12 protein-coding genes are annotated in these 12,404 nt (G+C 50.6%); 5 read left to right on the forward strand and 7 right to left on the reverse strand.

Annotation, left to right across the window (positions count from 1 at the left end; all coding sequences use genetic code 11):
• Positions 1-199: 199 nt before the first annotated feature.
• The 6 genes from FMR86_RS19735 to FMR86_RS19760 all read right to left on the reverse strand — a co-directional run bounded on the left by FMR86_RS19735 (position 200) and on the right by FMR86_RS19760 (position 6,742).
• Positions 200-1,009 carry a sugar phosphate isomerase/epimerase gene (locus FMR86_RS19735; RefSeq protein ID WP_163353132.1) on the reverse strand — a complete coding sequence of 270 codons (810 nt, stop codon included), beginning with the start codon at positions 1,007-1,009 and terminating at the stop codon, positions 200-202.
• Positions 1,010-1,036: 27 nt separating this feature from the next.
• Complete coding sequence (locus FMR86_RS19740) at positions 1,037-2,695, reverse strand: M99 family carboxypeptidase catalytic domain-containing protein (protein WP_373682508.1); 1,659 nt, start codon at positions 2,693-2,695, stop codon at positions 1,037-1,039.
• A gap of 43 nt (positions 2,696-2,738) precedes the next feature.
• A complete protein-coding gene (locus FMR86_RS19745; RefSeq protein WP_163353135.1) occupies positions 2,739-3,443 on the reverse strand; it encodes a hypothetical protein in 705 nt (234 codons plus the stop codon).
• A complete protein-coding gene (locus FMR86_RS19750; protein WP_163353136.1) occupies positions 3,443-4,711 on the reverse strand; it encodes a L,D-transpeptidase family protein in 1,269 nt (422 codons plus the stop codon). Before FMR86_RS19750 ends, FMR86_RS19745 begins: the two co-directional genes overlap by 1 nt.
• Positions 4,712-4,988: 277 nt before the next feature.
• The gene (gene purB, locus FMR86_RS19755) at positions 4,989-6,284 is read right to left on the reverse strand and encodes an adenylosuccinate lyase (protein WP_163353137.1); all 1,296 of its coding nucleotides are present in this window, start codon (positions 6,282-6,284) and stop codon (positions 4,989-4,991) included.
• Between the two features lie 170 nt (positions 6,285-6,454).
• Positions 6,455-6,742 (reverse strand): FmdB family zinc ribbon protein, encoded by a 288-nt coding sequence (locus FMR86_RS19760; protein WP_163353138.1) that lies wholly within the window; start codon positions 6,740-6,742, stop codon positions 6,455-6,457.
• 563 nt (positions 6,743-7,305) lie between these two features.
• On the opposite strand from FMR86_RS19760, the gene FMR86_RS19765 reads away from it, so the two are divergent.
• Positions 7,306-7,824, forward strand: a complete 519-nt coding sequence (locus tag FMR86_RS19765; protein WP_163353139.1) for a hypothetical protein — start codon at positions 7,306-7,308, stop codon at positions 7,822-7,824.
• A gap of 181 nt (positions 7,825-8,005) precedes the next feature.
• Here FMR86_RS19765 and FMR86_RS19770 read toward each other — a convergent pair whose 3' ends face one another.
• A complete protein-coding gene (locus FMR86_RS19770; RefSeq protein ID WP_239057309.1) occupies positions 8,006-8,521 on the reverse strand; it encodes a C40 family peptidase in 516 nt (171 codons plus the stop codon).
• 295 nt (positions 8,522-8,816) lie between these two features.
• On the opposite strand from FMR86_RS19770, the gene FMR86_RS19775 reads away from it, so the two are divergent.
• From FMR86_RS19775 to FMR86_RS19790, 4 genes are read left to right on the forward strand one after another with little or no spacing between them, the layout of a single operon-like run.
• Positions 8,817-10,721 (forward strand): NADH-quinone oxidoreductase subunit L, encoded by a 1,905-nt coding sequence (locus FMR86_RS19775; protein ID WP_163353142.1) that lies wholly within the window; start codon positions 8,817-8,819, stop codon positions 10,719-10,721.
• A complete protein-coding gene (locus FMR86_RS19780; RefSeq protein ID WP_163353144.1) occupies positions 10,721-11,569 on the forward strand; it encodes a complex I subunit 1 family protein in 849 nt (282 codons plus the stop codon). Before FMR86_RS19775 ends, FMR86_RS19780 begins: the two co-directional genes overlap by 1 nt.
• 4 nt (positions 11,570-11,573) lie before the next feature.
• Positions 11,574-12,008: an NADH-quinone oxidoreductase subunit B family protein gene (locus FMR86_RS19785; RefSeq protein WP_163353145.1), complete on the forward strand. Its 435-nt coding sequence runs from the start codon at positions 11,574-11,576 to the stop codon at positions 12,006-12,008.
• A gap of 18 nt (positions 12,009-12,026) precedes the next feature.
• Positions 12,027-12,398, forward strand: coding sequence for an NADH-quinone oxidoreductase subunit C (locus FMR86_RS19790; protein WP_163353146.1), 372 nt, complete (start codon positions 12,027-12,029; stop codon positions 12,396-12,398).
• The last annotated feature ends 6 nt before the right edge of the window (positions 12,399-12,404 follow it).

A 12,404-nucleotide genomic window follows, 5' to 3' on the forward strand; every position in this document is an offset into this window, starting at 1 on the left:
CTTTTCTCCAAAATAAACACAATTTTCCCTTCTGATCCCAAATCTGACTTTGGTCGCACAAACTTGAGCTTTTCAAATTAAATCGAACGGAAGAAAGCATAATAAAACCCCGCTTTCCGAGAAAAGCGGGGTTAGTCAGCAATCTGAAGTCCCCGCAAAGTTTAACTTTACGGGGACTTTTTTGTTTAAAAACAACCACCTAAAACAATTTCTTCGCCACGTGTTCCCGAAAATAAGCATAGGTCATGATAAAATCGTCCTGATTATGCGGCTCAAGGGTAATGGTCGGCAGGGGATCAAGCTCGCTGATGCGGGAAATGATGTAATCCCAATTCATACTGCCCTGCCCTAAGGCGAGGTGCTCGTCCTTGCTGCCATGGTTATCATGCAAATGCAGATGCTTGATGTGCGGCGCAAAGGAGTCGAACCAGAGATCAAAATCATCATGCTCCGAACCTTTGGAAAAAGAATACCAGTGCCCCAGATCAAAGCAGATGCCGATGTTGTCCCGGTTCAGGTCTGTTGCCAGCCGGGCAATGGCGTCCGGAGTGAATTCATAGGTGTTCTCAAGGCAGAGCGGCGGATGGTCCGGCCATGAATTACTCAAGCGCAGAATTCCTTCCACACAATTGGCATAAGCCCGCTCAAAAAGAGGCGGCTCCAGCCATGAGGTAAAGGAAGGATGCATGACCATACGTTGCGGAGCGAAAAATTTCGCCAGTTCAAATGCTGTGAGCAGAGTCTCGATGGATGCGTTGCGGATGGCCGGATTAAGGCTGGACGGCTTAAGATCCAGAAAGGGAAGATGCACGGTACACTTGAGCCCTGCTTCAAGGAGGCGGTCCCTGATGGAGACCAGCCAGTCCATGCTCAAGCATTCATCGCCCAGACAATCAAGGCCAAGTTCGGGCTGGATGGAATTTTCAATAAAAAAATCCAGATACTCCGGAGAATTGTAAATATAACGCAGAGGCAGATTAACGTAGCAGGTTTCAAATTCAGGCTTCATTCTCTGTCTCCCTTTAGAGTCGGACTATTACTGGTCCAGCTTGGTCTGTAGATAATCCGTCCCTTTGAAAACCATCCGGCCCACCGGAACAAAAGTGGTGGTATGACGCATGGTCAGGACTGTTTCCCTGCCGGGGCGCACATTAAAAACTTCACCCCATGAAACCGGAATATTATCAACAAAAGGCTGAATTTTATTACGATCTCCGTTGCTCCAGACATCTTTCAAGGCATAGAAATCAGGACTGATCTGCCGAATTTGCCCATCGGCCCAGTTAACCAGATCAGGATTACCGTCTTCGTCCTGCAATTCAAGAGCCTTGATTTGGCGGGGGGTAATGGCCAGATAAAATTCTGAACGCTTTTTGCCGGGTGTTTCGCGAACAACCCGGTAGCGGGAGACACCGTCCGGTCCTTGGAGCATATACTTGGCCATGAAATTGGAAGGATCAGCGATAATCTCGTGGCCCACGTCCTGACCGCTGTTGACCATTACCGAAGCCACAAAGCCCTTCAGGTTCAGGATTTCTTCCTTGCTGCTGCCGAGGATTCCTTCCAGAATAATCTGGTCTCCTTCAACCGCCTGCAGGGTCCCGCCGGCACTGATGAAGCGGGGCTGACCGTTAAGCCAGCAGAGAAAAACCGGACCGTTCACTTCCGGCAGGTCCGTCCTTCTGCCTTTCCAGCGGATGTTCGCTTTGGCCTGCCTGCTGCCGTCAATACGGACCTCAAGGGCCGGGAACTGCGACAGGGCCATGCGCGGAGCGGTAAGCAGATTGAGGTTGGGACGGTCACTGGCAAACACAGCCACCGCAGGCTCAAGACCGGAATCAACCACGGCCTTGCCGGAGGTGGATACAGGTGCACCGCGAACCAGCTCAATGGACTTGCCGCGCAGCGGCTTGCCGTTGATCAGAACTTCAAAGCCCTGCCCTTTGTGGGATTTGGGAAAGGAAAATTCAGGCACATCCAGCTCAAGGCCGAACTCCCGCAGCAGGTAAACCGTAGCCCGCAGCTGCTGACGCACTTTCCAGCCGAGGTCTTTAATATCCTTGCTCACTTCAACGGCCATGGCCGGAATTCCCCGTTCATGCAGGGCATAGCAGGTCAGGGATTTGAGCATTTCGGGATACTGGGTGGCCTTGGCGAAAGTCTTGGTATTGAACAGGGTAAACCAGTAGGATTTATTACGTATTTTACCATTGAGCTTATTGATGGTGCGCTCGCACATCTCAGCCAGCCGGATGTCTTTATACACAGCAGCATCAATGATCAAAGACTGGCCGTAACGCTTGGGATTGCGCAGGTTGTTCACGTATTTGGGATTGTAAAATCCGCTGCCCTCGTGAAGATGGATAAATCCTTCGGCACCGGAAATGAGAAAACGGATCGCCCGTGCAAGGCGGTCCTCGTAAAAACTGTTGTATTCTTTGTCGAAACGGCGGTTCAGATCAACATTGATCTGCCGGGTACGGCGCAGGATGGAAGGCTCATTGGCCCGGGGAACGATAATCAGGCTCCCTTTGCGTACCTTGCAGCGGGTCAGCAGCTGGGCGGTGAAAAAACCGGAAAGCTCATCACCCTGAATGCCGCCCTGCACCATAATCACCGGACCCGGCTCATCGCCGAAGACCCAGGTAACCCGCAGGGGATATTGCGTACCTTCAAAGAAGGTATAGTTCCTCACCTGCTGTGCTGATGCCGGAAGGGCAAGGCAGAGGGTGAAAAGACTAATTAAGAACGCGCGACAAAGGATATACTTCACTGAAAATCAACTCACCCTTGTTTGTAGTGATCATCAACCTGACACCGTAAAGGTCATCTACATCCGACCCTGAAGGCAGGCTGAAACGGGTTCTGACCACTTTAAACCTTTGAATGTGGAAAGACAGATCATTGCGGTTGGCCTTGATGGCAACACCCTTGCCGTTATTTTCAATCAGCTCAACCTTGGCCAGACCGCTCAAAGCGGAAGAGGTCTGCAGGTTATTCAAATCAAAACTCAGAGCCAGACTGCCGCCGGATTTACGCAGCTTAACATTCTCCACCCCGGCCCGCATCATGTTCTTGTAGAAAAGAAGCTTGTTCAAATCCACCACCGGAGCGGATTCAACTTTCTTCTCTTCCACCGGCACAGCGGCCAGCAGCGACTGCAACTCGTTTGGATCGTAGGAATCAAGAATCTTATTCACGTTTTCCAGACGTTCCAGTTGCACGGAAGCGTCATTCAGGCTCTTCTGCAATTCGATCTTTTCCTGCTTGAGCTGTCCGTTTTCAGTCCAGAAAGTGTATCCGGCCCATGCACCGGCCCCGGCGCAGAGAGCCAGCAGGAAAACAATCCACGCAAGAACCTTCAGCCAGAAAGGGCTGAGGCGGTAGCGTTTGACAGTGTCATCATCACGCATGAAAAGCACATTGTACTTGGTATTGCCCATCAGAGCTTTCTCCATTGTTCGTCAACAATCAGCCAACCGTCCTGCTCCGGACGGAGAACCAGTTTCTTCAGCCCCTTGTCGCTGTATCCGGAAGAATCCGAATATTCCTGCCTGAAAACGGCTTCCAGCCCCTGCGGATGCTCCCGCAGTGAAACTTTGCCGAACTCAAGAGAAGAAGGACTGTGTTCTTTCCAGATAGACTGCTTATTCTTCCTGATGGAAGAAACACCTTTTCTGCGTCCTTGCCTCGCATGGGAATCGTACAGGGAAATATAATTATCAAGGTCAGCGGAAAGCCAGCTTTTTTTCCAGCCGTCGATAAACGCTTCCACGCCAGCCTTCTTCGTCTCAAGATACCTGTCCCCCAGGGAAGAAATGGAGGGGCCGTATTCGCGGCCTACGATCTTCCATTTTCCATCAACCTTCTGCCAGTACAGTCTCTTGGCGGAAGAAGAGGACAGCCTTCCGGAGCGGTAATACTGGTCAAACCAGGTCACCCAGTAGTCCGGTCCGCGCAGTGCGTGCAGGTTGTAAATTTCTATATCAATCCACCCGGCACGGGAAAAAATCCGTTTTTTTCTATTCTCGAAAGCCTTGAAAGAACGTCTTTCGGATTTGGCGAAAAGAGCAGGATCATAGGCTGCAAAAAAATCATTATCACGGGCTTCCCAGTCGGCTGCCCACTTGCGGACCAGTTTTTCAAGCTCGACGGATTCAGCGGCTTGTGCGTCCCCGCTGTCATTCCAGCCCACCTTTTCACCGATGACCACAGGCGCGCCGGGATTGATATTCTCATCAAGATAATCCATATCGGTATTGACCAGAGCCACGCACCCTTTGGTGTCCATGGGCACAAGATCCTTGCCCCGGCCATGGATCCAGATACCGTACCCGGTCTTACCCTTAATGCGGTCAACAGGGTTGGGGAAATCAAGAGGAAAAGCCATCTCTCCGTAAAGCTCAAAATCCTTGAGCCCGGTCCTTTTGCCGGTGGTAAAGTATACACCTTCAGGGGTTTTCAGATCACCTTCAACATTCTTGTCGCCTGCGGCCTGCCCGGTGGCACAGGTAAAGCTGGCTTCAGCGTGCAGAGGACTTTTGTGGACCAGCAGATGCAACTTCTGGGAATTCTTATCAACGGCGAGAATATAATCGGGAACCAGCGGGGTCGGCTCAATTACAGGTTCCCAGCCCTGAGCATACGCAGAGGAGGCAAAACCTGCCAGCAGAATACATACTGCCGTAAAAAACTTAAAAACATCCATCATACCGAGTCCGACACCCCATCGTCCGTAAAGTCAAAAGACGAAATTTAAATTAAACTGCGCTGCCTGTATACAGCTGATTCAGGGAACAACACTCAACACTGTTACAAAAGTGAAAGAGGCACTCCAATCAGCTTCCATACAACACTTTTTCATGATTAAAAAGCGGCTTTTTAACACCCTAACATGAATGTAAAAGTCCTGCAAAAAAAAGAAAGCCCGGCACAGCCGAAAAGACTGCGCCGGGGACATAAATCAGTTCAATGCGATAATTTTCAAGCTATTCTCCGAATACTCTTTTGAAAATCATCTCTTCATAGCGGGTGTAGTAGCCCATATCAAAGGCTTCATCCAGAGCACCTGCATCAAGATGGGAATTGATGGTTTCATCCTTGCGGACTTCATCAGGGAAGGAAACCTTGTTTTCCCAGCAACGCATAGCCACTTTCTGAACCATTTCATAAGCCTTCTGACGCTCAAGTCCCGTCTCCAGCAGCGCGATGAGAACACGCTGGGAGTAGAACAGGCCGTAGGAAGCCATGAGATTGCGATCCATGTTGTCGCCGTTGATCTTCAGTCTTTTGATGACCCCGGTCATACGGCCGAGAATGTAGTCGGCAAGGATAGTGGAGTCAGGCATGATGACCCTTTCCACGGAAGAATGGCTGATGTCGCGCTCATGCCAGAGCGGCATGTTTTCCATGGTGACAAGACCGTTGGTACGCAGCAGGCGGGAAAGACCGCAAAGGTTTTCCGCAGAAATGGGGTTCTTTTTATGAGGCATGGCCGAAGAACCTTTCTGGCCCTTGCTGAAACCTTCTTCCACTTCCAGGACCTCGGTACGCTGCAGGTGGCGCAGCTCAACTCCGAGACGCTCGATGCCGCCGCCGAGCATTCCCAGTGCGGTAAAGAAATCCGCGTGACGGTCACGCTGCACAATCTGGGTGGAGATGGGGTCCACTCCAAGACCGAGCAACTCACAGGTGATGCGTTCCACTTCGGGATCAAGCATGGCGTAGGTGCCGACCGCACCGGAAATTTTACCCACGCTGACGCTCTTCAAAGCATCGGCGATACGCTCACGATGACGGGAGAATTCAGCATAGAAGCCTGCCATTTTCAGACCGAAGCTGGTGGGTTCGGCGTGGATTCCGTGAGTACGGCCCATGCACATGCGCCCCATGTTGGCGTGAGCCATTTCCTTGAGGGCTTCCAGAAATTCATCAAGGTCGTCCAGAATCATCTTACCCGCACGGCTAAGCATTACGCCGTTGGCAGTGTCCACAATGTCGGAAGAAGTGCAGCCGAGGTGGATGAAGCGGGAGGACGGACCGACCTTTTCTTCAACAGCGGTCAGGAAAGCAATAACGTCGTGCTTGGTCTTTTCCTCGATTTCAAGGATGCGATCCAGTTCGAAATCAGCCTTTTCACGGATGATCTCCATGTCTTCGGCGGGGATACGGCCCAGCTTGTGCCATGCTTCGCAGACGGCGATTTCAACTTCAAGCCACACTCTGAAACGGTTTTCCAGAGTCCACAGTTCACCCATTGCGGGACGGGTATATCTTTCAATCATTTTACCAATTCCGGTTAGTTGTTGAAAATACGGGGATATGTTCGGAACGATCAGACCTACCATATTATAAAGAGCAGGCCGGGACAAGATGCAGGTTGTTTTCAGTGGCGGGACACCGGGCAAAAAAACAGACGGCCCGGAATACACCGGGCCGTCTGGCCTTTTATCAGCTAACTGGATGCGCTGTCGGAACTCTTTGTAGAAGATTCCGAGGAAGTGGATGCACTGGTACCGCTTCCCGCCGGACTGGAGTTGCCGGTTTTCCCGGCCGCCGAGTCGGTTTTACAGTACCCAGAAGAATACCAGCCTCCGCCCTTGAGCACGAAAGAGGAATGGGAAAGGACCTTGGTGGCTACACCACCGCAGACCGGACATTCCAGTTCTTTATCCTCAAAGCTTGTCTGCCACTCTTCAAATATCTGCTGACATTCATGACATTGGTATTCATAAATCGGCATAATACCCTCCAATAAAAAAGGCGCGCCACACCTTAAATAAAATTCAAGGCTGACGAACCCGTCCCTGCATATGAGGGGAGCTGAACCGGATCAGTCCCGCATAGTGCAAAATGTATCTGCGCGGGAACTGAAACAGGTCAGTAAAATAACTTAGCTGGCTGCTGCAGCCTTTGCTTCTGCGATGCGAGCTTTGATTCTTTTAGCTCTGCGATGACGTTTACGCTGAAGTTCTTTCTTTCTTTCGATCTTTTTGTGTCTACCCATTTGGAGGACCTCCTAAATATTTTTTCGTACTTGCTGCACGATTGAATGCTGCAAAGAAAGTGTCAGTACCCTAAAAGACGGGCAATTGTAAAGAACTTAAGCTAACACAATTCGCAAAGCTTTGCCCTGCAGAACGCAAAATATTTTTTTCACAAACTAAACACGTAAAATACAACAACAAAATCACAACCTTCTCTTTTTGGGGCTTGACTACAGCCCACATCATGAACATATAAAACATTCCCAGCCGGAGCAGAGTTCTCAAAACCTTCCGGCCAAAAGTCTGCGAGGAGAAAACCATGAAGAAAGCCAAGACAAACAAAGCATTTGATAGAGCTGTTGAAGATATAACCGAAGTGTTCATGTTCGACCATTGGACAAGATTCTACTTCATCTTTGAAGAAGGCAAAAAGCTGATGGTCAAAGTTCCTGAAGAAGTCTGCACCCAGATTGACAAGGAATACCCCGGCCTGAAAGGACTGCTCGACCTTATGAATAATGAGGAAATCGACCAGCAGAAATCCATGAACACCGTCTGTTCATTTATCGGCGCACGTTTCGACGGCACCAAGTACAGCGACAAAATCGTACCCAAGGTTTTTGATTCCAAGGCTTTCAAAATGGAAATGTACCTTTTCAACCTCTGGATCAAAGGACACGAATCCTACCTCGAATCCGAAGTAATGACTTTCACCGACTGGAAGGAGCTTTACGACGGATGGCGCGCGCAGGACGAAGTCAAAAACTACGTTGAACGTCTGGGCAACGCAGGCCAGGGAGCACACATCCAGCCCCCGACCTGTTCCACTGTTCAGTAAGACGCTACGAATACATATAAATAAAAAAGGGAGCTTCCGAGGAAGTTCCCTTTTTTATTTATATAAAAATTTGAAATACAAAGCGGCGAAAGCCTACTAAAAAAGTTTGGGATCCTTAAACCCTTTTCAAAGGGTTTAAGCCGCCGGAGGCAAAATCAAATCATCAAAAAGGCGAAGCGCCTCACTTAATAACCCTGCGCGCGCCTATATAATATTTGCGCCAGTAATTCTTTTCCATGGACTCTTCACGCACATGGTGCCCGCTCTTGGGACTATGAATGAAAGAGTGCCCGTTTCCGGAATATATCCCCGTATGCAGACTCTTTCCTCCGCCCGGGATTCTGAACAAAACTATATCACCGGCCTGAATACGGCTTCTATGCACGGGCTTTCCGGCATTTTTCTGCTGCCATGAAACCCGCGGCACATCTATGCCGTGGCGACGGTACACCCACCAGACCAGCCCGGAGCAGTCAAAACCTTCTTTGGGGGACGCACCACCCCATTTATAAGGCTTACCGATCTGGGCTCGCGCAACCCTGACCACCGAACGCTTCACCGCAGTCGATCCCGATGACACGGTCCCGGCAGAAGAAGGCCCGATGACCTTCTTTCCGCACCCGGAAATCAAAACCGCCGCACATAGAAAAAATACCAGCCGCAAAAACCTGTTTTTTTCAACTCCCCATATTCTCATAGCATAGTTTCTATCTCGAATAATCGGCATTAACAATAGATTTAACCACTACCCCAAGCGATACTGGTTCACTTTTTCACAAAATATTTTTTAATTATCAGTAATTTCTATAGGCAGATAAACCCACTTAATCTCAAATAGCTGTTGACTTTTCTTTTAAATTTTAAGACTAATTTGTACAGTTTAGGTGATAATTGTGAAACATTTTCAAGAGTTACACAAAACCTAAAAAGTTAACACGGCTGAGGCATTTTTTCCAAAATCTGGTACAACATCGCGTTACAGTGAGGTCCGTATGTTGCCCATGATGTTAGTTCTGGCCATCTTGTTGCCCTTGGTGGCTGCTGTCGGCTGCTATTTCCTGCGCGTGAGCGCGATCAGATCCCTGATCGTTCTCGGCACAGGCGTAGTTCTTGCCGCGGTTTCCCTTGCCCTGCTCGGTCAAGGGTCTTTTACCTATTCTCCAGGTACAATTGTAGGAATCAGCTGGGATTCCCTCGTAACCCTGGCGGATTTTGCCCTGCTTTTCGTAATGCTTTATTACGCGTTCAAACTTAAAAACCAGTTGATCAAGATCCTTGTTATCTTACAGATCGTCCCGCTGGCAGCGTTTGAACTGTTCTTCGTCGACCATGCAGTCGAGACTCCCGCTATCTTTGCGGACAGCCTCTCCCTGATCATGGTTGCCGTCATCTCTATCATCGGTTCGCTGATCTGTTTCTTCGCGATCCCGTACATGAAAGAGCATGAAGAACACATGCATCTGGTAAAATCCCGTCAGCCGCAGTTCTTTTTCTTCCTCGTTCTGTTCCTCGGAGCAATGAACGGGCTGGTCCTTTCCAACAACATTCTCTGGCTCTACTTCTTCTTCGAAGTGACCACTTTCTGTTCTTTCATGCTCATCGGGCATGACCAGACCCAGATTGCGGTCAAGAACGCCACCCGCGCCCTGCTCATGAACGCACTGGGCGGTGTGGCTTTCGTCTTCGGTATGATCTGGGCCTACGCTGAAACCGGCTCCCTTGACCTTCAGGTCATCATTCAGGCCGGTCCCATGGGCGGCCTTATGCTTGCTCCTCTGGGTCTGCTCTGTCTCGCAGGTTTCACCAAAGCCGCTCAGGTTCCTTTCCAGAGCTGGCTGCTTGGAGCGATGGTTGCGCCGACTCCGGTCTCCGCACTGCTTCACTCCTCCACCATGGTTAAGGCCGGTGTATACATTGTACTGAGACTTGCTCCCGCTTACGCAGGAACCTTCCTCAGTCAGGGTATCGCCCTCTGTGGTGCCTTTACCTTCCTTGCCTGTGCTGCCATTGCGATCAGCCAGAGCAACGGCAAGAAAATCCTTGCCTACTCAACTATCAGTAACCTCGGCCTGATTATCTGCTGTGCCGGCCTGAACACCAGTTGGGCCATCACTGCGGCAATCATCCTGATTATCTTCCACGCAGCCTCCAAGGCCCTGCTCTTCCTGTGCGTCGGCACAATCGAGCACGGCATCGGCAGCCGCGACATCGAAGACATGCACGGCCTGTATCTCAAGATGCCCCGCACTGCGGTTATCACCATCGTGGGCGTCATGACCATGCTGCTGCCCCCCTTCGGCGTTCTGCTCGGTAAGTGGATGGCAATCGAATCCGCATCCGGCGACATGTTCGTCATCACCATGCTCGCTCTCGGTAGTGCAGTATCTCTGGTCTTCTGGGCCAGATGGGCAGGTATCCTGCTGACCGCACCGCTGCGCGACAAGGTTCCTGCGGAATCCCAGAGTGTGCTGACAAGACTTACCCTGACTGTCCTTGCCGGTATCGCAGTGGTTCTGTCTTTCTTCTCACCTGTCATCTACACCAAGCTCATTGAGCCTATGGTCGGCAAATCCTTTGAAATCACAGCTGGCGTATTCACATCACCCATGGGTGTTTTTGCTGTCTACCCGCTTTTCATCATCCTTGCCGCCGCGTTCATCTACTCATGGATTGAGACCAAGAAGTCCGCAAGCGATAAGACTTCCCAGACTTACATGTGTGGTGCCAACGTTCCCGAAGCCGGCGTTCAGTCCTTCATCGGACCCATGAACGGCCCTGTAGAACTCAAGGCAAGCAACTACTACATGAAAGAGTTCTTCGGTGAAGAAAAACTCACCCTGTGGGTCAACTTCGTTGCTCTTGCTCTCATCGTTCTTATGCTGGGAGGGGCTCTGTAATGAAAACTATCATCCTTATTATACTCGGCATCGTCATTGCTCCGATTCTGGGCGGCCTTATTGCCGGTCTGGACAGACGCCTCACCGCGCGTCTCCAGTCCCGCTTCGGTCCTCCGATTCTGCAGCCCTTCTACGATGTTGCAAAACTGTTCGGTAAAGACAAAGTTGTCAGCAACTTCTGGCAGGTTTTCTGTTCATGGGTTTACCTCATCGCAGCAGCCCTGTCCGTAGGCCTCCTCTTTGCCGGAAGCGACCTGCTCCTGATCTTCTTTGTTCAGGCTATCGGTGCTGTCTTCCTGGTCATGGGCGGTCTTTCAACTCCGTCCCCTTACAGCCAGGTCGGTTCACAGCGTGAACTGATTCAGGTCCTGACCTACGAACCGCTCCTCATCCTCGTTTTCGCATCCATCTTCATGGTAACCGGAAGCTTCAGAATTGATGAGATCATTGCTTACGAGCAGCCCCTGCTGGTGCAGTTGCCGCTCATGTTCGTAGTGCTTGGTTATGCTCTGACCATCAAGCTCAGAAAATCACCCTTTGACTTCTCCACCTCCCACCACGGGCACCAGGAGCTGGTCAAAGGTATGCTCACCGAGTTCTCCGGTCCTTACCTCGGCATCATTGAGATCGGCCACTGGTACGAGACCATCTTCATTCTCGGTATCTGCGCCCTCTTCTGGCACACCAGCCTGGTGGGTTGCGTACTCCTGATCGCTTCTACCTACTTTGCAGAGCTGATCATTGATAACACTATGGCGCGCATGACCTGGCGCTGGATGCTCAAGTACGTCTGGAGCATCGGTCTGGCCATGTCTTTCGTCAACCTCATCTGGCTGTACGCAGGTTAAGCTTATGTTCAAGAAATTCATTGGAAATTCACGCGCCAAGTCTCCGTGGATCATGCATTTTGACTGCGGAAGCTGCAACGGCTGCGATATCGAAGTTCTGGCATGCCTGACACCGCTGTACGACGTTGAACGTTTCGGTGTTGTCAACGTGGGTAACCCCAAGCACGCCGATGTCCTTCTGGTTACCGGAACCGTCAACCACAGAAACGCAAAAGTACTGCGCAACATCTACGATCAGATGCCTGATCCCAAAGGTGTTATCGCCATCGGTGCCTGCGGTCTGTCCGGCGGTGTGTTCCGCGAGTGCTACAACGTTCTCGGCGGGATCGATAAAGTAATCCCGGTTGATGTTTACGTCCCCGGTTGCCCGGCAAAACCCGAAGCAATCATCGACGGCGTGGTCGCAGCCCTTGCCAAGTTTGAAGGCCTTAAAGGCTAAACATTAAGGGGTAGGATCGTGATTGAAAATCAAATAGATGTAACTCTGGAAAGCCTGGTAGGCGAAGTATCCAAAATGAAGAGCGACGGGCAGCGCCTGGTCACCTTCTCCTGCACCGATATAGGTGAAGGCAAAGCGGATATCATCTACCACTTTGATAAAAACGAAGTACTTACCAACATCAGACTGACTGCGGACATGGATAAACCCGTGCCCTCCGTCAGCGGAGTATACTTCGCAGCACTGCTCATCGAAAACGAATTACAGGACCAGTTCGACATCAAGTTCGACGGTCTGGTACTCGATTTCGGCCGCAAGCTGTACCTTGACGACGAAGTGACCATCATCCCCATGTGTAACAACACAAAGGCGATGAAACCTAAGAAATAACTCGTC

It is taken from the genome of Desulfovibrio sp. JC010, assembly GCF_010470675.1.
In the GTDB taxonomy this organism is placed as follows: Bacteria; Desulfobacterota; Desulfovibrionia; order Desulfovibrionales; family Desulfovibrionaceae; genus Maridesulfovibrio.